The sequence below is a fragment of the Oceanicola sp. 502str15 genome (genome assembly GCF_024105635.1).
Lineage (GTDB): Bacteria > Pseudomonadota > Alphaproteobacteria > Rhodobacterales > Rhodobacteraceae > Vannielia.
In genome coordinates this window covers 3,139,326-3,165,157 of sequence record NZ_WYDQ01000001.1, presented here as the reverse complement: position 1 = coordinate 3,165,157, position 25,832 = coordinate 3,139,326, and the positions used below count along the sequence as shown (strand labels likewise).

Here is a 25,832-nt window from a genome sequence, read left to right as displayed (position 1 = left end):
TGGGATTCCGGCCCTTTCCCCACGGCGCGGCCTAGCTTTCGGGCGCTGTCCAGTACGCGGCGACCTGGTATCCATCGCGCGGGGCGGCGGCCTTGGTGAGGCGTGCCCGCAGGGTCATCGCCTCACTGCGCTCTCCGGCGAAGAAACGGAAGCTTCCGTCAGTGGGCGCACCGAGTTGCTCGAAGGCTTCGAGCGGCGAAAGCCCCACGCTGCGCAGAACCCATGTCACCTCCATGCCCGGCGGATGGGCAAGCTCTTGCACATCCGCGGCGTCGGGCACGAAGAGCACGGCCTTGCCCCGCGTATCCGGCGGCTGCGCGGCGAGTTGCCGGGCGATCACCGGCACGGCAGTTTCATCGCCCACCAGCCCCACCCATCGCGGCCCCGCGATCAGCTTGCTCCCGCCGGGACCGGTAAGAGCAATGCGGGCCCCGGGTTGCAGCGTGCGGGCCCATTCCGTCACCCTTCCCCCGTCATGGACAAACACATCGAAACCGATCCGCGCAGCCGCCCCCTCGAGCGTGATCTCCCGCGTCGTGTAAACAGGGCGATGCCAGGCCTCGATGCCGCCGGGCCACCGGGTGACTCCGGATTCGTCGGTCGCAGGCAGGTCCACGCCCTCGGGGCCGAACAGCAGCCGAAAGTGAAGCCCGCCCTCCCCGAAACGGGCCAGGTCTTCACCCTCAATGACGACGCGAATGTAGGACGGCGAGAGCTGCCTGACATTGACCACCCGCGCCACGCTCAGGTTTGCAGGCCGGCGCCCTGCCACCGCACCCTTCCAAGCCGGCTTCTGCCCCATGCCCTCCAGCCGGGCGCTCAGCAGGTCGCGCATGATCTGCAGATCGCCGTCAGACTGCGCCTCGATCCGCAGCAGCGTGCCCGAGCCCTCGCCGCGAAGTTCGATCTGCCCCAGCCGGGCCTGGATCATCAGGCCGGTTTCGCTCCGGTCTGCGCTCAGGCCGTTGGCCTCGGCCACGCGGGAGAAGGCCTCGAACGACTGATCGCTCGGCAGGGAAAGGGTTGTGCAGGCTTCCGGCATCTGACTGCCCCTCAGAACGTGTAATCGAAGCGCACACCGAGCTCGCGGCGTTCGCCCAGCCATGCCGAGGCCCCCTGCCCGCCTTCGACGTATTCGTACTGGTGGTAGCGCTCCTCGAAGAGGTTGTTGGCATAGCCCGTCAGGCTCATCCCGTTGTCCCATTTGTAGCCGAGCGAGGCGTCGACCACGGTATAGGCATCAAGCATCGAGGGGTCGACCACGCCATTCTCGATCCGGCTCATGCGTTCACCCACATAGGTGGCCTGCGCTCCGCCGAACCAACCGACCTCACCCTGCCGCCAGTTGAAGCCGAGGGTGATCGTGGTTTCCGGCGCCAGCGGGAAGGGCTTGCCGGAGTAGTCCGTGCCGCCGATGGCGAAGTCCTTGAACTCGGTGTGCAGCAGGCCGAGCGAGCCGTAGAGATCAAGCCTGTCGGAGGCCGCATAGGCCAGCTCCAACTCGGCACCATAGCTCACCGACTTGCCTGCGTTGGTGATGTAGTAACTCGTGCTGTCGCCCGGGGTCTCGAGGATCTCGACCTGCTGGTTGTCCCAGTCCTGATAGAACAGGCTCGCACCCACTTTAAGGCGATCCTCCATCAACGAGCCGCGATAGTTCAGCTCGATGTTATGTGCCTGCTCGGCCTCGTATTCCCGGAGTGAGCCCGAGCTGATCTGGTAGGACGCCCCGCCGGGTCGGTAGCCCTGCTGGTAGACCAGCGAAAGCTGCTGCCTGCTGTCGATTTCCCATGTCAGCCCCAGCTTGGGGATGAACACCGTCGCCTCGTAGCTAGTGGAAGGGGCCGCCACCCCGCCCGAGCTGGCCTCCTGTTCCTGGCTGTAGCGATCCAGCCGCCCGCCCGCGATCACCCGCCAGCCGGGGGCGAATTCATAGGAGGCCTCGCCGAAGAGCGCGGTGTTCATCACGTCGATGGTGTTGCGATTTTCGGTCACCGAGCCGAACATCCAGGTATCGCGGAAAGCCTTGGTGCGTTCCTTGGCGGCATAGAGCCCTGCCACCCAGCGCAGCCCGCCATCATCGTAGTTGAGGCGGAACTCCTGGCTGAAAATCGTCTGGTCAAACTCGCCATCCACCCAGTAGTTCTCGCCCGCCGTGCCCTCGTTGATCGAGTGGCGTCCAGTGACTGAATGGGTGAGCCCGGTGATCGCCGAAAAAGCCAGCGCGCTGGAAATCTCGTGCTTCACCTCGAGGCCGAGGTTGTCTACCGTGGTTTCGCGGATTTCCTGATAGGTGATCGCCCCGGGCGACAGCGGCTCCAGCACGCCCCAATCGTCGCCGCGCATGTCGTCATACTCGATGCCAAGGCCAAACCAGCCGGGCCCGATGATGTTGTTGTAGGCCGGGCCATCGAAGCTGTGCGAATAGCTCAGGATCACATCGGTCCCGCCATTGGGCCGCCACAGGAGCTTGCCTCGGATGGTGTGATAATCGTCGGTCTTGAAGTCGTCGTAGCGGTCGTAGCCCTCCAGCGAGGGATAGGCGATGTCATTGTCTTTCTTCGACCATTCGGCGCTGAAGCGATAGGCCAGCGTGTCGGAAAGCGCATCACCGAAGGCCAGCCCGACCTGTTGCTTGTTGTTCTCGCCGTAGGTGAGTTGCACCTTGCCCGAATGGGCGAACTCCGGATCTTTCGTCCGAAGGTAAACAGCCCCGGCGAGCGCATTGCGCCCCGAAAGGGTGGATTGCGGACCACGGTAGATCTCCACCTGCTCCACGTCGAATGTGCCGCGAAAGCCCCGGCGTGTCCCCTCCACCGTCTGCTGCACCCCGTCGATGTAAAGAGAGGCCACCGGCGCGCCCGCCCCACCCGGCGTCAGCCCCTCGGAATTGACGCCACGGATGGTAAAGCCGCTTTCGTTCAGGTCGCCATCCCCGAAGTTTGGCACCCGGTCCATGATGTCGCGCCACTGCGAAAGTTGGGTGCGGCTGAGATCGACAGCCTCCACCACCGAGACACTGGCGGTGGTGCTTTGGGCATCTTCGGTGGATCGGTCTCCGTAGATCAGGATTGGTTCCAGATCGACAACCTGCTGCGCGAAGGCGGCAGAGGGTGACATGAGGGCGGAAGAACCGAGCAGCGCAGCGGCGAGTTTGGGAATGGACATTCGAGCACCTTGATCAGGTTCTCTGCGGGAGAACCGAGTTGAGTGCTGGCATGGGCTGGCGGCTGAGCGATTCCCTAGCAAATTACTCAGCTATTAGAAAGCCCTGCAATTTTGGCTGTTACAACGGTGTTTCAGTCCGGCACCACCCTGCGCGGCAGGCAGAGCGGTGTCCCGGTCTCCGGGTCGGTCAAGACTGTGGCTTCGAGGTTGAAGGCACTGCGCAAGACCTTGGGGGTGACAACCTCGCGCGGGGTGCCGCTCGCCACGATCTGCCCCGCCTTCAGCACAACCATCCGGTCGGCATGGCGGGCGGCTTGGCTGAGGTCGTGCAGCACGGCAACTACGGTGGCGCCATGCTCCCTCACCAACCGTTGCATGAGGCCCAGCACCTCGACCTGGTGCGCGAGGTCGAGGTAGGTCGTGGGCTCGTCCAGCAGCAGGATGTCGCTCTGTTGGGCCAGCACCATGGCGATCCAGGCGCGCTGTCGTTGTCCGCCCGAGAGCCTGTCGACCAGCGCGTGGCGCAGCTGGAGGAGCGAGGTCAGCCCCAGAGCCTGTTCCACTGCCGCCTGATCCCGCGCGCGCCAAGGCCCCAGCACCGAGCGATGCGGGTAGCGGCCCTGCGCCACTAACTCCTCCACCGTCATGCCCTCAGCCGGGCCTGCGCTCTGCGCCAGAAGCCCGATCTCGCGGGCGATCGCGCGGGTGGAGCGGCGGGCGATATCGCCGCCATCCAGCACCACCTGCCCCGTCGAGGGCGCATGCAACCCGGCCAGCGCCCGCAGCAGGGTGGACTTGCCACAGCCGTTCGGCCCCACCAGAGCAGTGAAGCGTCCCGGAGCGATTGCAAGGTTCAGCCCGTCGATCACCGGTGTTCGCCCATAAGCGAGCCGAAGGGTGTTGGCGGCAAGGCGGCTGTCAGTCATTGCGGCGTTTCCACAGAAGATAGGCAAAGAAGGGCGCGCCGAGCAGCGCAGTGACGAGGCCCACGGGCAGTTGCAGCGGTGGCGCGGCGGCGCGGGCGGTGATGTCGGCGCAGAGCAGAAGTCCGGCGCCCACCAGCGCCGAGGTCGGGATCAGTCTAGCGTGGCGCGGGCCGACCAGCGCGCGGGCGATATGGGGCGCGGCGAGACCCACGAAAGCCACCAGCCCCGCAGCCGCCACCGCCGCGCCCGAGAGAAGGGCGCAGGCGAGAATGGCCGTCGCCCGGGCAAGGTTCACGCTCTGGCCCCGCGCCAGTGCCACTTCATCCCCCAGCGCGATCAGGTCGAACTCGCGCGCGGCGGCCCAGACCAGGAGCGCCGGCGGCACGGCCCACAGGAGCAGATGTGGCACCCGCTCCCACCGGCTGCCCTGCAGAGAGCCCGCCAGCCAAACCATCGCACGCTGCACAGCCGCCGGCTCACCGAAGACCGAGATCGCGCTGGCCCCTGCCCCGGCCAGCGCCGAAAGCCCGATGCCAACCAGAATGATGCGCGTACCAGTGGTGCCTTGCCGCCATGCAAGGGCATGGATCAAAGCCGCCATGGAAAGCGCTCCGCCAAAGGTGAGCCATGGCAATGCCGTCTCGGGTAGGCTACCGACCTGCACGACCACCACCATCGCTGCCAGCGCCGCCCCGGCGTTGATACCCACGATCCCCGGATCGGCCAGCGGGTTGCGCATCACCGCCTGCGCGATGGCCCCCGCCACCGCCAGCGCCGCCCCCACCAGCAGCGCCATGACCGCGCGTGGCAGCCGCAGCTCGTTGACGATGACTCGCGAGGGTGTTGGCACGCCATCTGCCCCGAAGAGCGCGCTCAACACCTCTTGCGGCGGAACCGGATGATCGCCCACCACCAGCGCGGCGACAAAGGCGAGGGAGACGATGAGCGCGAGCCCGGCAATTCTCATCCCCGCACCGCTCCATGGCTGCGCGCCAGACAGATGAAGAACGGCGCGCCGATGAGCGCCAGAGTGATGCCCGCGGGCAAATCCACGCCCAGCAGTGCTCGCGGCGCGGTGTCGGCCAGCAAGGTCAGCGCCGCCGCTCCGAGAATCGAGAGCGGCACGATCCGCCCGTATCCGCCGCCAAGCGTGAGTCGCACCATATGCGGCACCACCAGCCCGACAAGCCCGAGCGGCCCGGCGATTGACACTGCCGAGCCTGCGAGGCCCACCACGCAGCCCGCTGCGATTGCCCGCCAGAGTGCCGGGTTCTGCCCGATGCTTCGGGCCACGTCTCCACCCAGGCCGAGGGTGGTGAACTGCCGGGCAAACACCAGCGCCGCAACGAGCGACGCCGCCACATAGGGCAGAACCGGCAGGATCTGTGCAAGCTGGCGGCCCTTCAGGCTGCCAGCGGTCCAGAACCGCACCGCATCCAGTGTCTGGCTGTCGATCAGGAGGATGGCGGTGGTGAGCGCGCCAAGAAAGGTGCCAACGATCACCCCGGCCAGCACAAGCCGGATCGGTGTTGGCCCGCCGCGCCCGGCCGATGCCATGGCATAGACCAGCACCGCCGTCGCGCCTGCGCCGCCGAAGGCGCACCAGGTCAGCGCTCCGCTTGCCGTCACGCCAAAGACCGAAAGCGCCAGCACCACCGCAAAAGCGGCACCCGCGTTCACCCCCATGAGGCCCGGCTCAGCCAGCGGGTTGCCGGTGACCGCCTGCATGATCGCCCCGGCCGCTCCCAGCGCCGCACCCGCCGCAACGGCCGCCACCACCCGCGGCAGCCGTACTTGCCAGAGGATCACGTCGCTGCGCCCCTCCCCCGGCGCGAACAACGCCCGCATCGCTTCGCCCACAGTAAGCCCGGCGCTTCCCGTGACCAGTGACCACAGCGCGACGAGCACGATCAGCAAAGCGAGCAGAGCAGCGGCGAGGAGGGTGCGCCTCATTGCGGGCCGATCACATAGCGTTCGAGGTCATCCAGCACTGCATGGGCCGAGGCGAGGCCCGAAAACTGCATCCAATGCCCGTGGTCGACGCGATGAACGCGACCTGCCTGCACCGCCGGAAGCATCTGCCAGAGCGGGTTGGCCAGAACCTCTTCGTGGCGGCCATCCTTGTCGCTGTCGTTGGTGCCACCGACGATATAGAGCAGCACATCGCCGTCGAGCTGCGCCAGTTGCTCCCAGTCGGGCCGCTTCAGCGCCTCCGACGGGTTGTCGGTGGTTTCATAGGTCGAGCGGTTTACCCCCGCCTGGCGCATGATGTTGAAGGGCGCATAGCCGCCCGGGCTGTCGAGGTAGACCTGAAAATCCCACGAGGTGATGCGCACCACCGAAACCGTCGTCTCCGGCATCCGTGCCGCCACTTCGGCAATCCGGTCATCCAGTGCGGAGAGCTGCGACGCAACCGCCGCCTCCCGGCCCGTGAGCCCCGCCATCAGCCTGTAGAACGCGCGCCAGTCGGTGCTGGTGTAGAGCAGCGTTGGCGCGAGTTGCGACACCATCGGATAGATCCCGCTTGCCATCGACTCGCTGCCGACGAAGCCGACGATCAGATCGGGCTGCAAAGCCACCAGCGTCTCTAGGCTGGGCTCGGTGACAAAGCCGAGCGAGGTGATCTTCGCATCCACGGCCCGCGCATGCAGCGCCGCATCGCTCATCCGTTCCAGCGGCGCGCCGACAATGGGCAGCCCCACATCCATCCCGATCCCGAGGCCGAAGCTCGCATCGAGCACCACCACCCGTCGCGGCACATCGGCAAGGCAGAGCGGCCCCGTGTAAACCCCTGAGTCCTCGATGGCGATACCCTCGCAGGCCTTGGCGGCAAGCGGGAAGATACTGAGCAATAGCACGAGAGTAGCGCGGATCATCGGGTCACTCCGTTCTGCAATCGGGAATGGCTCGAGAACATCCTCTGGCTGGCCCCATAGACCAAGGCGGGCCACTGGGAGTCAATGCGACTTGGGCAATCTGACTTTTATTCGGTCAAGTGGGAAAGGCAGCTCCATGGCGCCGCGTCCGCCACGAACCGGGCGAGGTAGACGCCCGGTCCCTTGATGGTCCGCTAGGTGTTCAGCCTTCCAGCGCAGCTTCCGGGACCGGTGCGTCATCATAGGCCCCCCAGATCGACTGGTCGAAGTTGATGATCGCGCCGGTCATCATGCCGCTGTCTTCCGAGGCCATCCAGAGCACCGCCTTCGCCACCTCGCGGGGGTCGAGGATACGCCCGAAGGGCTTGCCGGCGGCGGCGCGGTCGATGAAGCTGGCATCGCCGGTTTCCTGCTCGACGAGCTTGCGCTCATGGTCCGAGTTCATCCAGCCGATCGCGAGCTGGTTAACGTGGATGCGGTTTCGCATCAGGGCAAAACCGGCGTTCCGCGTCATCGTGGCCAGCGCACCCTTGGAGGCGGAGTAGGGCGCAAGAAAGGGCTGACCGGCGTGCTCCGACATCGAGCCGATGTTGACGATGCGGCCTTCGATGCCTTCACGGATCATGATCTTGGCCGCGTCCTGCATCAGGAAGAAGGGCGCGCGCGCGTTCACGGCGAACATCCGGTCAAAAAGCTCAGGGTCGGTCGAGAGGATGTTGCCCCGGTCGGTCAGCCCGGCCGCATTGACCAGAATGTCGACCCGACCGAAGGCGCCATCGGCGGACTCCATGATCTTGCGCACATCGTCCACATTGCCGAGGTCGGCAGAGACCATACGCACATCGGTGCCATGTGCTGCCTTGATCTCGGCGGCGACCTTCTCGCCCTTCTCCGTGCCGCGCCCGACAATAACGATCCCGGCAGCCCCGGCTTCGGCAAACAGCTTTGCAATCGCGGCCCCAAGGCCCTGCGTGCCGCCCGTGACAACGGCGACCTTTCCGTCGATCCGGTTCATGAAATCACCTCGTATCCGGCCGCGTCCATGACGCGTTTCAGTTCGGCCCGGCCCTTGATGGCCATGTCGAGTGGCGGGTTCGCCTTGGGGTCCTGCTCGGCCTCGATCACGAACCAGCCCTGATAGCCCTTCGCGGCGAGCGCCTTCACGATCGCTTCAAAATCCAGGCTACCGTCGCCGGGTACCGTGAAGGCCCCCTTGATGACGGCGTCGAGGAAACTTTCGCCGCTCCGGTCCAGGCCCGAAATCACCTCCTGGCGCACGTCCTTCGTATGAACATGAAGAATGCGAGCATGGTGGTTCTCGATCACCCTGAAGACATCGCCTCCGGCAAAGGCCATGTGGCCCGCGTCGAAAAGCAGCGGCACCGTGGAGTGCTTCATCAGCAGGTCCAGTTCCGCTTCCGTCTCCACGGCGGCGGCCATGTGGTGGTGATAGGCGATCGGCATGCCTTCCGCTGCGCACCAATCGGCGAAGTCCGAAAGCTTGCGCCCGTAGGCCGCCATTTCGGCCTCGGTGATCACCGGTTTCTGCGCCAGCGGAGTGTGCCGCTCGCCCTGAACGGAACGGGCAACCTCGCCATAGACGATGCAGGGCGCATCCACAGCCTTGAACAGCGCCAATTGCTCGGCGATCCGCTCTTTCTCGGCCTCGATATCGCCGTCCAGCAGCATGCCCGAAAACCAGCCCCCACAGACAGAAATGCCGTGCTGCGCAAGTACCGGCCCGAGGTCGGCTTCGTTCATCGGAAAGCGTCGGCCCGTTTCCATTCCGGTGAGCCCCGCCTGCGCCGCCTGGCGCAGGCATTCATCCAGCGAGACGTCGTCCGAAAGTTCTTCAAGATCGTCGTTCCACCACGCGATCGGCGCAATGCCCAGCTTCGCTTTCAACATTTGATCACACCCCCCGGCGTTGCTTGTTGCGGAAGGCTTCCTGGCCCTCACGCGCCTTGCGAACGCTTTCGCGCTCGTTGATTTCCGGCACGCCGACGTACCAATCCGCCCCGCCCGGCGTCCAAGCATGGGCGTCCGAGTTGATGGTCAGCACGGTTGTTCGGTCGGTCCCCTGCGCCCACTCCATCGCAGCCTCCAGATCGGCAAGGCTTTCGCAGTGGCGCGCTTCGGCCCCCATCGCGCGGGCGTGGGCGGCAAAGTCGACATGCGGGACGTTGCTTTTGTCCAGCACCCGCGAGTCCTTGAGCAAGTTGTTGAAACCGGGCACGCCCATGTTGGTCTGCAGCCGGTTGATCACCCCGAAGCCGCCGTTGTCACAGACCACGACGATCATCTTGTGGCCGGTCAGAACGGTCGAATAGATGTCGGAGTTCATCATCATGTAGGAGCCGTCGCCGACCATGACGATCGGCGCGCCTGTCTGCCCGTCGGGGCCGGTCTTGGCCATGGCATGGCCCCAACCTCCGGCGATCTCGTAGCCCATGCAGGAAAAGCCGAACTCCAGATCATAGGTATTGGGAGCTTTCACCCGCCAGTTCTTCGCGGTTTCGCCGGGCAGGCCGCCTGCCGCCGTCACCATGGTGTCTTCTGGCCGGGCCATCTTGTTCACCACGCCGATCACCTGCGCGTAGGAGGGCACAGCGGCGTTGGTCGGCGCTTGGCCTTCGTCGAGCAGCGTGTTCCATTCGGCGTAGAGCTTCTGCGCGTTCTCCATGTGGTTCGCGTCGCAGACCCAGTCGCCAAGCTCGGCGTCGATCTCCGAAAGGCACTCCAGCGCGTCGCCCACGACCGGCACGGCAAAGTGTTTGGAGGCGTCGAAGCGGGCCGCGTTGATGTTGAGAAACTTCGCGTCTCTGGAAAACGTCGTCCATGAACCGGTGGTGAAATCCTGCATCCGGGTGCCCACGGCGATGATCACATCCGCAGCTTCAGCCAAATCCTTGGCCGCATCGGTGCCCTCAATCCCCATTGCGCCAACATAGACCGGGTGGTCATGCACCACCGCACCCTTGCCGGCGATGGTCTCGGTGACGGGGATACCGCGACGGGCGGCAAAATCGGCCAGGGCCTCATTGGCGCCCGAATAGCGCACACCGCCACCGGAAATGATCAGCGGGTTCTTGGCGCTCTTCAACAGCTCCACCGCTGCGGCGACCTCGTTGCGCGAGGGGCGCGGGCGCGGGATCACCCAAGTCTTCTCGGCAAAGAAACTCTCGGGGTAATCGTAGGCGATTTCCTGAATGTCCTGCGGCAGGCCGATGAAGGCGGGGCCGCAATCGGCCGGGTCCAGCATGGTGCTGATCGCTTGCGGCAGCGATGACAGGATCTGCGCCGGATGCGTGATGCGATCCCAGAACCGTGACACGCAACGAAAGCCGTCGTTTACCGTGGTCGAGGGAGAGCCATAGTGCTCGACCTGCTGCAACACCGGGTCGGGCAGGCGGTTGGTAAAGGTATCGCCGGACAGGAGCAGCACCGGCAGGCGGTTGGCATGGGCCACACCTGCCGCGGTGATCATGTTGGTGGCACCGGGCCCAACCGAAGAGGCGGCAACCATGATCTGACGGCGCAGCTTGGCCTTTGCAAATCCGACCGCCGCAAGGGCCATGGATTGCTCGTTCTGTCCGCGCCAGGTTGGCAGTTGATCCTGCACCTGCTCCAGAGCTTCGGACAGGCAGGTGACGTTGCCATGGCCAAAAATACCGAACACGCCGGCAAAGAGCTGAACCCGCTCGCCGTCGATCTCGGTATACTGGTTGCAAAGGTATCGCACCAACGCCTGAGCCATGGTCAGGCGGACTGTTCTCTCGGGCATCTCGGCCTCCTCCCGCGGATGGAATCTCCTCACTGTAGAAATGTATATTGACACCGCGTGCTGTTTGCAATGATCATTGCGGCAACATGAGGGAGGAATCCATGCTTAGAATTGCAGTTCTGGGCTGCGGTCGAATTGGCCGCATGCATGCCGAAAATATCCACGCCCATCCCCGCGCTGCCCTGGCCGGGGTCTTCGATGTCGTCTCGGCCGCATCGAAGGATGTTGCCGACAAGCTCGGCGTCACCGAATTTGCCAGCGCCGAACACGTCTTTGCCTCGGATGATGTCGATGCGGTACTGATCGCCACGTCTACCGCCACCCACGTCGATTTCATCGAGGCTGCGGTCGCCGCCGGCAAGCCCTGCCTGTGCGAAAAGCCCATCGACCTTTCGGTCGATCGGGTCAAGGCCTGCGCAGAAAAGATCGCCGGCACCAGCGTGCCGATCATGCTGGGCTTCGTGCGGCGCTTCGACAACGGCCACGCCGGGGTGCGCAGGGCAATCGAAGACGGGCAGATCGGCGATGTGCATCAGGTTGCCATAACCTCCCGAGATCCCGGCATGGCGCCCGACGCCTATATCGAGGGTTCGGGCGGCATCTTCCGCGACATGACGATCCATGACTTCGACATGGCGCGCTTCATCATGGGAGAGGAATTCGAGACTGTTTCGGCCGTGGGAGCCCGCTTCGTCTCTCCGGAGCTGATGGAGCGCTGCAATGATTATGACACCGTCACCGTCACCATGACGACGGCATCGGGCAAGCAGTGCGTCATCACAAACTCCCGCCAGGCCGTCTATGGCTACGACCAGCGGGTCGAGGCGTTTGGATCGGGCGGCATGGCGATTTCCGAGAACCAGGCCGAGAACAACATGCGCCTCTATGGTGCAACCTTCACCGACCGGCAGGCGCCGCTCCTGAACTTTTTCATCGAGCGCTACCAGCAGGCCTTTGCCACCGAGATCGACGCCTTCGTCGATGCAATCGAGAACAAGACGGCCCCCGCCGTCGGTTTCGATGACGGACACAAGGCGCTCCTGCTCGCCGAAGCAGCGGGGGTTTCCGCCCAAGAGGGCCGGCCTGTCAAACTCAGCGAAATGGTATGACCATATACGACAAGTACGGATGTTTCATTGATGGCTCCTGGCGTGCCGGAGCCGGCTCGCTGCACGTGACCTCACCGGCAACCGAAAAACCTCTCGGCACCGTGGCGGCCGCCTCGGCGGATGACACCCGCGCCGCGATCCAGGCCGCTGATACCGCGCTCAAGCCTCTGCTGGACATGGGCGGCTTCGGCCGCGCCGATGCACTACACCGGATCGCCGACGAGATGATCAAGCGTGCCGATGAGGCCGCGCATATGATTTCAACCGAAACCGGCAAGCCGATCGCGCAATCCGCCCGGGAGTGGACACTCGCCTGCGACCAGTTCCGCTGGTACGCCGAGGAGGCTCGCCGCATCTATGGTCGCCTCGTCCAAAGCCGCGTTCCCGGCGGTCGCATCGAAGTGAGTCGCGAGCCGGTGGGCATAGTCGGCGCCTTTACCGCTTGGAACTTCCCCGCCGCGCTGCCCGCCCGAAAGCTGGCGCCCGCGCTCGCCGCCGGTTGCTCCGTTGTGCTGCGGCCGTCATCGCAGACGCCGGGCGTGGCGATGATCATGGTCGACTGCCTCCGCGCGGGCGGCTTGCCCGATGGCGCCGTCAACCTCGTGGTCGGCTCCACCACCAACACCTATGACCCCATCATGGCAGACGCGCGGGTGCGCAAGGTGTCGCTGACGGGCTCTACACGCATCGGCCAGCAGATGATCCGCGATGCAGCTGACACGGTGAAGAAAGTCTCGATGGAACTGGGCGGAAACGCGCCCTACATCCTTTACGACGATGCCGACTTGCAGGCCGCGCTCGACGCCACGGTGCCGATCAAGTTTGCCAACTGCGGGCAGGTCTGCGTTTCACCGGATCGCTTCTTCATCCACAGCTCGCTGCATGATGCCTTCGTCGAGGGCTTCGTGGAGCGCACCAGGGGCCTCAAATTGGGCGACGGTCTGGACGAGAGCGTGGCCATGGGTCCGCTGATCAACGCCGACCGACTGAAGGAGATTGTTAGCACCGTACAACGCGCCGTCGAAGGCGGGGCCCGTGTCGAGATCGGCGGGCAACGTGCCGCGCAGTTCAACGAAGGCCACTTCTACGAGCCCACCGTCCTGACCGGCGTGACCGACGATATGAAAGTCTTCGCCGAGGAGAACTTCGGGCCAATCGCCGCCATCACCAGCTTTTCCGACGAAGACGAGGTGCTCGCCCGCGCCAATGCCTCCGAAATGGGCCTTGCCGCATATGCATTCACCGCTTCCCCGGCTCGCGCGCGGCGCACCGTCGCTGGGCTGAAGGCCGGGATGGTCGGCATCAACTCCTTTGCGCTCGCTGCATCCGAGGCCCCGTTCGGCGGCACCAACTTTTCCGGCATGGGCCGCGAGGGCGGCTCCGAGGGGATCGAGGACTACCTCGACACCAAACTCGCGCAGATCGTGTTTTGAGCGCGGCCAAGGGAGGAAGACGATGATCAAGAACAAGGTGAAGCAACTGTGGGCCGAAGGCAAACCGGCCTTGCATGGCTGGCTGTCCATCGGCAACCCGTTCACCGCCGAGATCATGGCCGACCAGGGCTACGACGTGATCTCCGTCGATTGGCAACACGGGGCACTCGACTATTCCAATGTCCTGCCGATGTTTCAGGCCATGAGGGCTTCGGGTGTAACCCTTGGCGCGCGCGTCCCCTGGCTTGATCCGGCCGCGATCATGAAGGCGCTGGATGCCGGCGCGATGCAGATCATCTGTCCGATGATCAGCACCGCCGAGCAGGCCGCCGAGTTCGTCAGCTACCTGCGCTATCCCCCGGACGGTCAGCGCAGCTTTGGCCCAACCCGCGCGGCCTATGCACAGGGCGGGAACATCGCCGCCGAGGCCAACGACGAGATCATTGGATGGGCGATGGTCGAGACCAAGGAAGCCATGGCCAATCTCGACGCCATCGCTGCCACGCCGGGCCTGGACGGAATTTACGTCGGCCCCGCCGATCTCACATTTTCGCTTTGTGACGGCCGCTATCCACCGGGCTTCGACCGGGAAGAGCCCGAGATGGTCGACGCGCTCAAAACCATCGTCGAGACCTGCAACAAGCATGGGATCAAGGCCGCGCTCCATTGCGGCTCCGCCGAATATGCCGCCCGCGCCATCGGTTGGGGCTACAGCATGACGACGGTATCCGGCGATACCCGGCTTCTGGCCGGTGCCGCAGCGGCCTCGGTCAAGGCCTTTCGCGAGGCCGTTTCCTCCACTGGCCCAATCGGCAGCGACGACCAGGGAGGCTACTGATGCCCCACGTCCTCGTTGCCGGAAAGCTCCACCCCTCCGGCCGTGCGTTGCTGGATGCGGCGAAGGGCCTGACGGTGCGCTACATCGAAGACGTCAGCGAGGAAAGCTATGCGCCCTACGTCCACGAGGCCGATGCCCTGCTGATCCGCACCCAGCCGATGTCGGCTCCGACGGTGGCAAAGGCACAGAACCTAAAGATCGTCTCGCGCCATGGGGTGGGTTACGACGCGGTTGACCTGCCTGCACTCAACAGCAAAGGCATCGCCCTCGCGGTCTGTGGCGACGTGAACTCCTACTCCGTGGCCGAGCACGCCTGCATGATGATCCTCGCAGCATCAAAGCGGGCCCTGCGCGGCGATGCTTCCGTGCGCAGAGGCCCGTGGGGCTGGCGCAACAAGCTCGAAAGCCAGGACCTGAGAGATCGCAATCTGCTGATCCTCGGCTATGGCCGCATCGGGCGCCACACCGCCGAGATGATGTCGGGTTTTTCCATGAACATCCGTGCCTTCGATCCCTACCTTACCCGGCAAGGCTGGCCCGAAGGCCCGGTCGGCCCCGCCGAGGATCTGACCGAGGCTCTGGGTTGGGCCGATGTGATCTCGATAAGTGCGCCCAAGGCGAAGGAGCCGCTGATCGGCGCCACCGAGTTCGCCGCCATGAAGGACGGCGTTGTTCTGGTGAACACCGCGCGTGGCGGCATCGTGCATGAAGCGGCGCTTATCGACGCGCTGTTGTCGGGCAAAGTTGGCGCCGCCGGCCTCGATGTCTTCGAGGACGAGCCGCCCGCCGCGGACGACCCGCTGAAAGGCTTCGATCAGGTGATCCTCAGCCCGCATATTGCCGGTGTCACCGAAGGTGCTTCGGAACGCATGGCCCTGGGGTCGGCACAGAACATCATAGATTTCTTCGAGAACCGGATCACGCCGAACCTCGTGGTGAACCGGACAGAAATTGGCTTCGAGCAAAAGGTATGAGCGCAGCGTTCGGTAAGCCGCACATGCGTCCGGTAGCGGCTCCACTGCGCCGCAATTGCTTACGCATCGCAATCACCAAGAGGCACCATCCGACAGCCAAGCCAACGAACCGACTGAGACGATCACCCGAGTCAGGTCGTCGATCTGACGACCAGCTCACCCCGCAGTGCAATCGATTCCGGCAGCTTCCGGCCCACCACCATCTCGATCAGCTCGTCCACCATCTCGGCAAAGGGCTGGCGGTACGTGGTCAGCGAGATCGACTTGAACCCGGCCAGAGAAATGTCGTCGAAGCCCACAACGGCGACGTCTTCGGGCACCCGGAGGCCAAAGTCGTATCGCAAGGTTTCCAGCGCCGCGAGCGCGAGCAGATCGTTCTCGCAGAGGACCACATCGTAAGGTGCGCCGCCGGAGCCATCGGCGAACTGTGCCCTGATCGCGTCGCAGGCAGCCTGGAACTCATAGGCCCCGGCATTGATCTCGGGCAGGTGGTCAACACCCTTTGCCTTCCAGAATTTCCGGTATTGTTGGCGGCGCCCAACTGCCGTGTAGGCCCGCGACGGCCCGGCTACATAGACCGGGTTTCGATAGCCACGCTCGAAGGCGTGGTTGGACAGCTCCTCGATGGCGTGCCGGGGGTCGGTGAAGACACTCGGAAGCGGGTGGCTCACAGACTCGCGGGCCAGAACGAAGATTGGCTGCTGCGTCGCATCCAGCACCTGGTCGCTGATCGACGCCGGATCGTAGGCGCTGCCAAAGAAAATGATCGAGTCGATCCTCCGCTGGCGGGCATCCATGATTGCCGCGTTCTGCGAGAAGTCCTCGTTGATATTGACGAGAAAAGCCAACAGCCCTTCAGCCTGAAGCTTCGCGGTCAGGCGGCTGAGAGTTGGCAGTTTGTATGGATTCTCGAAATCATCGACGAGAATCGCGACCTGATGAGTGCGGCTGGTGGCAAGGCTCCGCGCCAGAAGGTTGGGCTGGTAATGCAAATCGCGGGCAACCGAAAGCACACGCTCCCGAGTCTCCGCCGCAATGCGCGCATCCGGCTTGAAAGCCCGAATCACCGTCCATTTCGACACACCCGCCTTCTTGGCAACGTCGGCTGCGGTCACAGTCGTTCCGTTCGGCTTCACTCTGGCTCCTTCCGCCTCGATGTTCTCTGATACGTCCCCACAAAAGCGCCTCGCAAGAGGGCGTCGCAGATTGACACATAAGAACTCAGTGTGCTACCGGTAGCACATACGATGCAACCGGTAGCACAACCCGCAAAGCTGGTGCTACCCCGCACCGTTCCCCGGGAGGCTTTTCCGCCTGAGCCTCCCGCAGTCACACAGCCAGGCGGAAACGGGAGGAAGATATGAACATCATTCGACGCGGCCTGCTTGCAGGTGCCGCTGCTGCCACGCTTGTCGCCACCGGACCGGTAATGGCCCAGGACAAGCCCGTCATCGCTGTATTGCCGAAAACGGTGATCAACGATGTTTTCATGAACAACGTTGCCGAATTCGCAAAGGCCAAGGGCGCCGAACTCGGCGTGGAAATCGAAATCCATTCGGTGTCCGGCCACGGTGCGATCGAAGAGCAGGTTTCAGCGATGGAGGCGCTGATTTCGCGCGGTGTTGATGGCATCGCGCTTGCCGCGCTTGACGGAAACGGCCTTGCCCCATCGGTAAAGCGCGCCGCCGCAGCCGGCATTCCGGTCGTCCTTGTGGATGGCGGGGTGCAAACCGACGAAGCCAACTATGTGACACTGGTTGCCACCGACAACGCTCGCGCGGCCGGTCTCGCAGCGGACTACGCCGCCTCGCTCCTGAGCTACTCGGGCAAGGTCGCGCAGCTCGAAGGCGAACCTGGCTCTGAGGCTGCCGCCCTGCGTCGCGAAGGCTTCCACGAGAGCATCGCCAAATACGACGGCATCGAGCTGGTTTCCTCGGTTACGGGCCACTGGACCACGCCGGGCGCTGTGGAAGCGACGGAGGCCATCCTTTCGGCCAATCCCGAACTCGACCTCATCTTCGCCTCCTCCGACCTCATGGCCGTCGGTGCCGCCGAAGTTCTGCGCCGAAACGACCGCCAGGACATTCTTGTCATCGGTTTTGACGGCATCCCGGAGGGCACCGATCTGATCCTTGAAGATCGCGCCGCCGGGGATGTGTCGCAAAGTGCCAAGGGCATGGGTGAAACCTCTGTCGAGATCCTCGCGGCCATCGCCGCCGGCGACAAGACCGCCGCGGATTTCCCCAAGCGGATCGACTCCGGCATGCTGCTTCTCCACAAGTGGAACGTTGCCGACTATCGCCGCGATATCCTCGGGATCGCCGAGTAATCAAGCGCGCGCGGGGCGGCGCTTTTGCCGCCCCCACCACCAGAACTCATGAAACGAGGTAAGCGATGGATATCGCCGAAAGCAGGTCCGCCGAGGGGCAGGCGCCTATCGTGTCGATGCGGGGCATCTCCAAGCACTACGGCGGCGTTGCCGCGCTCGACAATGTCGACCTTGAAGTCCGCCGCGGCGAAGTCGTTGCGTTACTGGGCGACAACGGGGCTGGCAAGTCCACCCTCGTCAAGATCCTCGCCGGGGCAGTCACAGCCGATACCGGGACGATCATGATCGACGGTGCACAGGTCGAGCTCGGCACGCCGGCCCGGGCCAAGGAACTTGGAATCGAGATCATCTACCAGGACCTCGCCCTTTGCGACAACGTTGATATCCCAACCAACATCTTCCTCGGGCGCGAGCTGCAAAAGTCCTTCGCGGGCGGGCTCGTCAAGGTCTTTGACCGCCGCAAGATGGCCGAAGAGACCCAACGCCTCCTCGGCGATCTTCGCATCAATATATCCAACATCAACGAACCCGTGCGCGATCTCTCCGGCGGCCAGCGCCAGACCATCGCCATCGCCAAGAGCGTCTATTCCGAGGCCAAGCTGATCATCATGGATGAGCCCACAGCGGCGCTTGGCGTCGCCCAGCAGGAGCAGGTGCTCAGCCTCATCGAGAATCTGCGCGCCAAGGGCGAGGCCATCGTGCTGATCAGCCACTCCATGAATGACGTGATGAGGGTGGCAGACCGGGTGGTCATCCTGAAGACCGGAACGCTCGTGACCAACCGCAGCGTCGATCTCGTCGACCGCGATCAACTGGTCCGCATGATCGTCAGCGGCATCGAAGAGCCGCCGGTGCAGAAGGAAGCGCAGACGGAGGTAGAGGCATGACCACCAAACTGGAAAACCGCACCACCATCGGCACCGGAGACGCCTCGGGCAAGGCCCGAGTGAGGGGCCTGCTCGATAAGCTCTCGACCGTCTTCGTGTTCCTCGCGATCATGGTGCTGATGGAGTTCCTGCACTCGGGCTTCGTCACCTCCAACAATCTCAGCCTGATCGCGCTGCAATCCGCCACGCGGGCGGTTCTGGCGATCGGCGTCATGCTGGTGATCATCAGCGGCGCAATCGACATTTCAGTCGGCACCGTGATGTCGCTGTCCATGGTCGTCATGGGCATTGCTGTGATCGATGCAGGGCTCCCACTTTGGCTCGGCTTCGGAGCGGCCATCGCAACCGGCACCCTGATGGGTGGCATCAACGGCTTTCTCATCGCCTATGCCCGGTTGCCCGCCTTCATCGTGACCCTCGGAATGCTTGGGATCGCGCAGGGTCTCGCACTCTTCGTATCAAACGGCCGCTCCCTCTATGGCTTCCCCGAGAGCTTTGAGGTTGTCGGCGGCGGCAAGGTCCTCGGACTGCCGGTGCCGGTGCTGATCCTGGCGGCCTTTGCGGGCCTGATGCTCTTCGTCTTCTACCAGACCAAGGTGGGCCGCTACGCCTTCACCATGGGCGGAAGCGAGGAGGGCACCCGACGCGCAGGTATCAATGTGCGCCGCTACCGAATGGGAATTTTCGCCATCTCGGGCGCCACGGCTGGCCTCGCCTCGATCATCCTCGCATCGCGGATCAACTCTGCCCACCCGGGCATCGGCTTCGGCTATGAGCTCGATGCCATCGCGGCCGTCGTCATCGGCGGTGGCAGTCTGATGGGGGGGCGCGGCACGGTCTGGGGGGCCATCATCGGCGCCTTGATCATGTCAGAAATCCGTTTCGGCCTGAACGTGCTCGGGATGTCGCCCTTCATCCAGCAAATCGTTGTGGGCGTCGTGTTGATCGCTGCTGTCTACATCGACACACTTCGCAGTGGCCCGGCACGGGCCCGGTGATGGCTTCGGCTTCGATGGAAGGAAAGAACTGATGAGTATTTCGGTAGGTGTCATCGGCACCGGTGTCATGGGCGCCAAGCACGCAAGGTTGCTCCAGACCGAAACCCGCGGAGCCGACCTGGCAGCGGTCTGCGATGCAGATACCAAACGGGCCGCCGCGTTCGGGGTGGAGGTCTTTTCAGACCCGCTCGCCCTGATCCGCTCGGATGCAGTCGAAGCCGTGGTCGTGGCCTCCCCCGACGAAACGCACGAAGCCCTCGTGATGGAGGCCCTCTCGCAAGGCAAGCCGGTGCTCTGCGAAAAGCCGCTGGCCGCCACAACCGCGCAGGCCGCCGCGATCATCGAGGCCGAGATCAAAGGGGGCCGGCGGTTGGTGCAGGTCGGATTCATGCGCCGGTTCGATCCGGCATATGCCGAGCTGCGTCATGCCTCCACGTCCGGCCGGATCGGCCAGCCCATGCTGCTGCACAACGTGCACCGCAATGCCCAGGCCCCCGAGTGGTTCACCGGCGCCATGGCAATCACCAATGCCTTTGTGCATGAGATCGACGCGAGCCGATGGCTCCTAGGGTCCGAAATGGCACGGGCCCATGTGTTCGCAGGTGCAGGTGGCGATCCGCTGATGATCCAGATGCAGACCGACCGCGGCGAGATGGTCTCGACCGAGGTCTTCCTGAACGCCACTTACGGATACCACGTCCACGCCGAGCTGGTAGGCCGCGATGGCGCGGTCTCCATGGCCACGCCCACCCATGCCTGGCTGGACAGGGCAGGCCAGCATGGCCATGGCTGGCCCGACAACTGGCTGCCGCGCTTCAACGAGGCCTACAGGCGCCAGCTCAATGCCTGGGTGCAATCCATCGCCACCGGCATCCCCACCGGAGCCAGCAGCTGGGATGGCTACGTCGCCTCGGCTCTCGCCGATCAGATCGTGGCAGGGATGCAGAGCGAGCGGCCGATCAACTTTGAGATCGGCACCAAAGACAGCTTCTACGAAGACGCACAGACCGAGGAGACCCCCTGACATGATCAGATACGCCGTCGTCGGAGCCGGATGGATATCGCAGGAAGCCTTCCTCCCGGGCGCCCATCAGACCGGAAACTCCCGTGTCACCGCCATCGTCTCCGGCAACGCCGGGCGAGCCGCCGAACTTGCCAGCTTTCACGACGTGCCGGAAGTCGTGCCCTACGCAGCCTATGACGACCTGCTCGCTAGTGACCGCATCGACGCCGTCTACATCGCCCTGCCCAATTCCATGCATGCCGATTACGCGATCCGTGCGGCACGGGCGGGCAAGCACATCCTTGTCGAGAAGCCGCTCGCCGACAATCTGCGCGATGCCGAGGCCATGGTTGCCGCCGCCCGCGAGGCAGGCGTGTTCCTGATGACGGCCTATCGCCTTCACAACGAACCCGGCAACCTCACCGTCCTTGATCACATCCATTCCGGCGCCATCGGCAAACCGATGCTCGCGCAGCTCACCTTTTCCAACACACCGGGCACCGGCAATCACCGCTTCAGCGCCGAACACTGGGGCGGGCCGATGCAGGACGTCGGGGTCTACTGCATCAACGCCGCCCGTCACATCTTTGCCGAGGAGCCCGTGGAGGTGACGGCCGTGCGCTACCAGACAACGGATGATCCGCGCTTTGCCGAAGTCGACGCTTCGGTCGCCGCGACCCTGCGGTTTCCGTCCGGCGGCATCGCCCAACTCATTGCCAGCTTCGGCGCGGCCCTCGTCGAGCACTTCCGCGTCATCGGAACCAAAGGTGACATTTCACTGGACCCGGCCTTCCGCTTCGAAGTTCCGATGCAGATGCGCCTGACGCGAAATGGCACCACAGAGCAAATAGACTTCCCCCATATCGACCACTTCGCGGGCATGACGGCCTATTTTTCCGACTGCATCACCAACGGAACCCCGCCCGAGCCGGACGGCGAGGAGGGCCTCGCCGATATGCTCGTGCTCGTCGCAATTGAAGAGGCCGCGAAGACAGGAAAAGCCGTGCAGATCTCAACACCGCCAAGGCCGTCGCACCCCAACCTGGAAATGGTCAGACGTTGCGAGCTCACACAGCGAAGGCTGGTATTCTGACCGTCCCTCAGATGGCCGGAAGGCACAACCGCACCAAACGGCGCTCAGGTCCGCCAGATAAGCCCAACCAACGCGACACCGGCCCAGGCCGAAACCCCGGTGAGGAAGCCGCCCCACAGCGTGTCGGCCACAACCTGCTGCACCGACCAGTCGCGGAGCGTCGCATAATTGGTGAACTCGTAGGTACCATAGGCCAGCAGCCCGATAAGCGCCCCATTGATGAGCGCGGCCATCGGATCGCCCGTCCGCATCGCCGGGAGCGAAACGAACCACAGCACCCCCGCGACATAGGCAAGGTAGAAGGCCGCCGCCGGTCCGAGCCGCAGCGGCGAGGCCAGAAGGTGGCCAACGTGGCGGTCGAACACTGGCTTGATCAGGAACTTGAGGCCAAGGGCGTCACCGGCAAGAAAGACGGTGGCGGTGATGGCGTAGAGGGCGAGTATCTTCATTGGCCCAGCCTTCCGGTCAGGGGGAGCGCCGCCCAGTAGGGCAGGGCGGAGAGGAGTTTGAGCGCATAGGTGAAGCGGCGCGGAAAATGCACCTCGAAGCGCCGCCGTTCGAGCCCATGGGCAATGGCAAGGGCGGCTTTCTCGGGGGTGGTGATGGCGGGCATCTTGAAGTCGTTCTGCTGGGTCAGCCGGGTGTCGACGAAACCGGGGCTGATCAGGCGCACATCGACGCCGGGGGAGAGTTCGGCGCGCAGCGACTGGGCTAGGTTGATCACCCCGGCCTTGCTGGCCGAGTAGATCTGCCCCTTGGGCAGCCCGACGTAGCCCGCCACGGAGCCGCAGAGCGCAAGCTGCCCTCCCCTGCGCAGCAGCGGCGGGGCGAGCTGGGCGATGTGGAAACTGCCGGTGAGGTTCACGGTGACGATCTGTGCGGCCTTCTCCGGGTCGAGCTCGGCCACGCGGCCCGGATCGTAGAGCGCGGCGAGGTGGATGATCCTGTCGAGCGGGCCGAGGGCGGCGATCCGGGTGGTGGCCTGCTCCACCGAGGCGCGGTCGGCCACGTCGAGTGTCACCACCTCATGGTGGCCGCCAAGGCTTGCGGCCAGCGCCGAGAGCTTGTCTTCGGAGCGGGCGGAGAGGATCAGCCGGGCGCCCTCTGCCGCGTAGTGCCGGGCCAGCGCCGCACCGATTCCGTCGCTGGCGCCGATGATCCAGATGAGTTGCGGCTCAGACATGGGCCAGCTCGACCTGCACCACATCGCAGCGCCCGGTGGCAAAGGCCGCCGTGCAGGTGCCGAGGTAGTAGCGCCAGTTGCGCAGGAAACGCTCGTCATAGCCCAGCGCCCGAACCTTGCCTGCCACCGCCTCCAGCCGGTCGTTCCAGGCGCGGCAGGTGCGGCCGTAATCGAGGCCGAAGGCGTGGTTGTCTGTCACCCGCAGCCCGGCGCGTTCGGCCTCGCGGGCGATGCGGGAATCGCTCAGCAGCATCCCGCCGGGAAAGGTATAATGGCGGATGTAATCGGAGCGCCCGGCGTAATGGTCGAAGTTCTCGTCGGGCACGGTGATGGCCTGAAGCACGGCGCGCCCGCCCTCGGCCAGACGCGCCTTGAGGGTGGCAAAATAGGTGGGCCAGTAGCGCTGGCCGACGGCCTCGATCATCTCGATCGACACGATGCTGGCGTATTTGCCCTGCACCGCGCGGTAATCCTGAAGGCGGATTTCGGCGCGCCCGTCGAGGCGGGCGTCGGCATAGCCCTTCTGGCTGGGCGAGATGGTGACGCCGGTGACGTGCTGGCCCCGGCCTGCCGCGCGCTCGGCGAAGCCACCCCAGCCGCAGCCGATTTCGAGCAGGCTCTCGGCATCGCGCACCCGGTCGAGGATGCGGTCATACTTGCGGTTCTGGGCGCGGGTGAGGTCATCGTCGCCGGGGGCGTAGAGGGCGGAGGAATAGGTCATGCCTTCGTCGAGCCAGAGCTGGTAAAACTCGTTGCCCACATCGTAATGCGCCCGGATGTTGCGCGAGGCCCCGCGCCGGGAGTTGGCGCGCAGGAGGCGGTCGGTCACGCGGAACTTCAGCCGGTTCCAGAACCCGGCGTGGGCATGACCCTGGAACTCGTGGAAGTTGCGCAGGGCCAGCTCGGCGAGGGTTTCGATCGAGGGGGTGTCCCAGAGGCATTCGACATAGCTCTCGCCAAGGCCGATGTCGCCCCGCGCGGCCAGCGAGGTGACGATCGACCAGTCGTGAATATCCATTTCGGCGGCGGGGGCGCCGGAGCCGAAGTCATGGACCTCGCCCTCGGGGGTGCGCAGGCGCAGGCTGCCGCAAGTGATGCGGGCGCAACTGTCAATAAACTCGCGGCGGGCGCGGGTGGTCAGAAAGCTCATCGGGATACCTCGGAGGATGTTACCGCAGCAGGGGGCGGCGCGGGGCGGGCACGGTAGCGGGCGCCCTTGAGACGCAGCCGCAGGGCCTGCCAGTGGATCAGGGTCATGGTGCGCAGGGCGCCGAAGGGGCGGCGCAGCGCGGCCCCGAGCAGGCGGGCGCTGGTGAGCGGGGCGCGGCGCCCGAAAAGCGCGGCGGCCACCCCCTCGGCGCCGTTGCGGTGCAGGATGGTGAAGGCGAGCCGGTCGGGCGCGAGATCGAAGCGAAACTCGTAGAGCCCGGCCACATCCTGAAACGGCGAGACATGCAGCGCCTTGGGGGCGGTGATCACCGCGTCGGGGGTGATCGGCGCGAAGCCGGGCAGGTGGCAGAGGTAGGAGTGGCGATCGCCGAAGGGGGTGGAAACCTCGGCGATGACCGCCCGCAGCGCCTCGCCCTCCAGCGCCAGCCAGAAGCTGACCGGGTTGAAGCTATAGCCCAGAAAGCGCGGCTGGGTGAGCAGCAGCAGGCGGGTCCCTGTGAGGCCATGAAGCTCCAAAACCTCGCGTGCCCAGACCGCGCCCTTACCCTCCTTAAGCGGTCCGCCGTGGTCGGTGTCATGCACGGAAGCGAGGTTGAAGCGCCCGCGAGAAAAAAGTCGGGGGCCGGGCGCGCCGTGCTCGGGGTCGATCAGCACGTAATCCACCCCGTACCGAAATCCGTGGCGTGTGGCGCCACGCCGGCTGTGGGTGGTGGTGCCCTTCAGGTGCTCGGGGGCGTGGGGCTGCGGCGCGCTCATGCCGGTTGCAGCTCCAACTGGCGGGCAATCCGGGCCGCGCTGGCAAATCCGTCTTCATGGAATCCGTGGCGGGTCCATGCCCCGGCAAACCACGTGTTGTTCCGACCGTTCATTCCGCGCAACCACTCCTGCGCCTGAAGCGCGGGCGCGTCGAAGATCGGATGGCGGAAGGTGGTTTCGTCATAGGTCAGCTCCTGGGGCACCTCGCGGGCCGGGTTGAGCGTAACAAAGAGCGGATCGGCCTCGGGGATGTCCTGAAGACGGTTCATCCAATAGGTCACGCCCACGGCGGGCGCGGGGTTGCGGGTGTCGGCGGTATAAACCCAGCTTGACCAGCAGGCGCGGCGACGCGGCATCTGTGCCGTATCGCGGTGCAGGACCATGCGGTTGTCCTGAAAGCGCACGGCGGAAAGGGCAGCTTCCTCCGCAGCGGTAGGACGGGCAAGAAGGCGCAGAGCCTGATCGGCGTGGCAGGCAAGGATGACATGGTCGAAACTCTCGGCAGTACCGCCCGCGCGCACGATGCAGCTCTCGCCGTCGCGCTCGATGGCATCCACCGGGCAGTTGGTTCGCAGCGCCACGCCGCGCCCGCGCAGGGAGTGCTCAAGGCGGCGGACATATTCGATGCTCCCGCCCTTCACCGTCCACCATTGGTGCTGCCCGCCGCGGCTGAGCAGCGCGTGGTTGCGGAAGAATTGCAGGATGGCGCGGGCCGGAAAAGCGCGGATCTGGTCGGGCGGGGTTGACCAGATCGCGCCGCAGAGCGGCACGAGGTAATAGTTCTGAAACCACGCACCCAGCTGCATCTCGTCCATCAGTTCGCCGATGGTGGTGCTGTCTTCCGCCAGCGCCTCGGCACGTGCGTTGAAGCGCAGGATGTCGCGCACCATGCGGTAAAAGCCCGGCCGGGCGAGGTTGCGCTTTTGCGCGGTGAGGGCGGAGAGGCTGCGCAGGGCATATTCAATGCGCCCATCGTCGATGGAGGCGCCAAAGCTCATGTCGCTCCGGGTCACCGGCACGTCGAGCTCCTGAAACAGCCGGGTCAGGTGCGGGTAATTGGCGTAGTTGAACACGATGAAGCCGGTGTCGACCGGCTGATCGCCCTGTCGCCCGGCGAGCACTGTGCGCGCATGTCCACCCAGTCGAGGCGCGGCCTCGTAGAGGGTGACCGCGTGCTGCGGCGCAAGCAGATGGGCCGAGGCCAGCCCCGAGATGCCGCCGCCGACAATGGCGATGCGCTGCGGGCGCGAAGGAAGGGCGTCGAGTGACATCGGGGCCTCGTTTCGGTTTCGATCAAGGGGGTTA

24 protein-coding genes are annotated in these 25,832 nt (G+C 64.8%); 9 read left to right on the top strand and 15 right to left on the bottom strand.

Annotated elements, in window-relative coordinates; translation table 11 throughout:
* Positions 1 to 31: 31 nt before the first annotated feature.
* The 9 genes from GTH22_RS15565 to iolD form a co-directional block, all read right to left on the bottom strand.
* Entirely contained in the window at positions 32 to 1,042 is a 1,011-nt protein-coding gene (locus tag GTH22_RS15565; protein ID WP_252946434.1) for a siderophore-interacting protein, read from the bottom strand.
* Positions 1,043 to 1,053: 11 nt separating this feature from the next.
* Positions 1,054 to 3,168, bottom strand: coding sequence for a TonB-dependent receptor (locus GTH22_RS15560; protein WP_252946433.1), 2,115 nt, complete (start codon positions 3,166 to 3,168; stop codon positions 1,054 to 1,056).
* A 131-nt stretch (positions 3,169 to 3,299) separates the two neighbouring features.
* A complete protein-coding gene (locus GTH22_RS15555; protein ID WP_252946432.1) occupies positions 3,300 to 4,094 on the bottom strand; it encodes an ABC transporter ATP-binding protein in 795 nt (264 codons plus the stop codon).
* On the bottom strand, positions 4,087 to 5,061 hold the full coding sequence (locus GTH22_RS15550) for an iron ABC transporter permease (RefSeq protein WP_252946431.1): 975 nt from the start codon (positions 5,059 to 5,061) through the stop codon (positions 4,087 to 4,089). Before GTH22_RS15550 ends, GTH22_RS15555 begins: the two co-directional genes overlap by 8 nt.
* Positions 5,058 to 6,047 (bottom strand): iron ABC transporter permease, encoded by a 990-nt coding sequence (locus GTH22_RS15545; protein ID WP_252946430.1) that lies wholly within the window; start codon positions 6,045 to 6,047, stop codon positions 5,058 to 5,060. The genes GTH22_RS15550 and GTH22_RS15545 overlap by 4 nt, the downstream gene beginning before the upstream one ends.
* Positions 6,044 to 6,970 carry an iron-siderophore ABC transporter substrate-binding protein gene (locus GTH22_RS15540; protein ID WP_252946429.1) on the bottom strand — a complete coding sequence of 309 codons (927 nt, stop codon included), beginning with the start codon at positions 6,968 to 6,970 and terminating at the stop codon, positions 6,044 to 6,046. The genes GTH22_RS15545 and GTH22_RS15540 overlap by 4 nt, the downstream gene beginning before the upstream one ends.
* A gap of 202 nt (positions 6,971 to 7,172) precedes the next feature.
* The gene (locus GTH22_RS15535; protein WP_252946428.1) at positions 7,173 to 7,985 is read right to left on the bottom strand and encodes an SDR family oxidoreductase; all 813 of its coding nucleotides are present in this window, start codon (positions 7,983 to 7,985) and stop codon (positions 7,173 to 7,175) included.
* Positions 7,982 to 8,878 carry a myo-inosose-2 dehydratase gene (iolE, locus tag GTH22_RS15530; protein WP_252946427.1) on the bottom strand — a complete coding sequence of 299 codons (897 nt, stop codon included), beginning with the start codon at positions 8,876 to 8,878 and terminating at the stop codon, positions 7,982 to 7,984. The genes GTH22_RS15535 and iolE overlap by 4 nt, the downstream gene beginning before the upstream one ends.
* 4 nt (positions 8,879 to 8,882) lie before the next feature.
* On the bottom strand, positions 8,883 to 10,754 hold the full coding sequence (iolD, locus tag GTH22_RS15525) for a 3D-(3,5/4)-trihydroxycyclohexane-1,2-dione acylhydrolase (decyclizing) (RefSeq protein ID WP_252946426.1): 1,872 nt from the start codon (positions 10,752 to 10,754) through the stop codon (positions 8,883 to 8,885).
* A gap of 101 nt (positions 10,755 to 10,855) precedes the next feature.
* On the opposite strand from iolD, the gene iolG reads away from it, so the two are divergent.
* From iolG to GTH22_RS15505, 4 genes are read left to right on the top strand one after another with little or no spacing between them, the layout of a single operon-like run.
* Entirely contained in the window at positions 10,856 to 11,863 is a 1,008-nt protein-coding gene (gene iolG / locus GTH22_RS15520) for an inositol 2-dehydrogenase (protein ID WP_252946425.1), read from the top strand.
* Positions 11,860 to 13,296, top strand: a complete 1,437-nt coding sequence (locus GTH22_RS15515) for an NAD-dependent succinate-semialdehyde dehydrogenase (RefSeq protein ID WP_252946424.1) — start codon at positions 11,860 to 11,862, stop codon at positions 13,294 to 13,296. Before iolG ends, GTH22_RS15515 begins: the two co-directional genes overlap by 4 nt.
* A gap of 22 nt (positions 13,297 to 13,318) precedes the next feature.
* Entirely contained in the window at positions 13,319 to 14,134 is an 816-nt protein-coding gene (locus GTH22_RS15510; RefSeq protein WP_252946423.1) for an HpcH/HpaI aldolase/citrate lyase family protein, read from the top strand.
* Positions 14,134 to 15,108 (top strand): hydroxyacid dehydrogenase, encoded by a 975-nt coding sequence (locus GTH22_RS15505; protein ID WP_252946422.1) that lies wholly within the window; start codon positions 14,134 to 14,136, stop codon positions 15,106 to 15,108. The genes GTH22_RS15510 and GTH22_RS15505 overlap by 1 nt, the downstream gene beginning before the upstream one ends.
* Before the next feature lie 131 nt (positions 15,109 to 15,239).
* Here GTH22_RS15505 and GTH22_RS15500 read toward each other — a convergent pair whose 3' ends face one another.
* Entirely contained in the window at positions 15,240 to 16,244 is a 1,005-nt protein-coding gene (locus GTH22_RS15500; RefSeq protein WP_252946421.1) for a substrate-binding domain-containing protein, read from the bottom strand.
* A gap of 224 nt (positions 16,245 to 16,468) precedes the next feature.
* Between GTH22_RS15500 and GTH22_RS15495 the strand changes: the two genes are divergently transcribed.
* From GTH22_RS15495 to GTH22_RS15475, 5 genes are all read left to right on the top strand, one after another.
* The gene (locus GTH22_RS15495; protein ID WP_252946420.1) at positions 16,469 to 17,437 is read left to right on the top strand and encodes a sugar ABC transporter substrate-binding protein; all 969 of its coding nucleotides are present in this window, start codon (positions 16,469 to 16,471) and stop codon (positions 17,435 to 17,437) included.
* 65 nt (positions 17,438 to 17,502) lie between these two features.
* Positions 17,503 to 18,324, top strand: a complete 822-nt coding sequence (locus GTH22_RS15490) for an ATP-binding cassette domain-containing protein (protein WP_252946419.1) — start codon at positions 17,503 to 17,505, stop codon at positions 18,322 to 18,324.
* Entirely contained in the window at positions 18,321 to 19,322 is a 1,002-nt protein-coding gene (locus GTH22_RS15485; protein WP_252946418.1) for an ABC transporter permease, read from the top strand. The genes GTH22_RS15490 and GTH22_RS15485 overlap by 4 nt, the downstream gene beginning before the upstream one ends.
* A 31-nt stretch (positions 19,323 to 19,353) precedes the next feature.
* On the top strand, positions 19,354 to 20,346 hold the full coding sequence (locus GTH22_RS15480; RefSeq protein ID WP_252946417.1) for a Gfo/Idh/MocA family protein: 993 nt from the start codon (positions 19,354 to 19,356) through the stop codon (positions 20,344 to 20,346).
* A 1-nt stretch (position 20,347) separates the two neighbouring features.
* Entirely contained in the window at positions 20,348 to 21,418 is a 1,071-nt protein-coding gene (locus GTH22_RS15475; protein WP_252946416.1) for a Gfo/Idh/MocA family protein, read from the top strand.
* Between the two features lie 44 nt (positions 21,419 to 21,462).
* On the opposite strand, the gene GTH22_RS15470 is transcribed toward GTH22_RS15475, so the two are convergent.
* The 5 genes from GTH22_RS15470 to GTH22_RS15450 are packed head-to-tail and all read right to left on the bottom strand — an operon-like array spanning position 21,463 to position 25,798.
* The gene (locus GTH22_RS15470; protein WP_252946415.1) at positions 21,463 to 21,867 is read right to left on the bottom strand and encodes a DUF2177 family protein; all 405 of its coding nucleotides are present in this window, start codon (positions 21,865 to 21,867) and stop codon (positions 21,463 to 21,465) included.
* Positions 21,864 to 22,601 (bottom strand): SDR family oxidoreductase, encoded by a 738-nt coding sequence (locus GTH22_RS15465; protein ID WP_252946414.1) that lies wholly within the window; start codon positions 22,599 to 22,601, stop codon positions 21,864 to 21,866. Before GTH22_RS15465 ends, GTH22_RS15470 begins: the two co-directional genes overlap by 4 nt.
* Positions 22,594 to 23,751 carry a cyclopropane-fatty-acyl-phospholipid synthase family protein gene (locus GTH22_RS15460; RefSeq protein WP_252946413.1) on the bottom strand — a complete coding sequence of 386 codons (1,158 nt, stop codon included), beginning with the start codon at positions 23,749 to 23,751 and terminating at the stop codon, positions 22,594 to 22,596. Before GTH22_RS15460 ends, GTH22_RS15465 begins: the two co-directional genes overlap by 8 nt.
* Complete coding sequence (locus GTH22_RS15455; RefSeq protein WP_252946412.1) at positions 23,748 to 24,527, bottom strand: DUF1365 domain-containing protein; 780 nt, start codon at positions 24,525 to 24,527, stop codon at positions 23,748 to 23,750. Before GTH22_RS15455 ends, GTH22_RS15460 begins: the two co-directional genes overlap by 4 nt.
* Positions 24,524 to 25,798, bottom strand: coding sequence for an NAD(P)/FAD-dependent oxidoreductase (locus GTH22_RS15450; protein ID WP_252946411.1), 1,275 nt, complete (start codon positions 25,796 to 25,798; stop codon positions 24,524 to 24,526). The genes GTH22_RS15455 and GTH22_RS15450 overlap by 4 nt, the downstream gene beginning before the upstream one ends.
* Between the last annotated feature and the right edge of the window lie 34 nt (positions 25,799 to 25,832).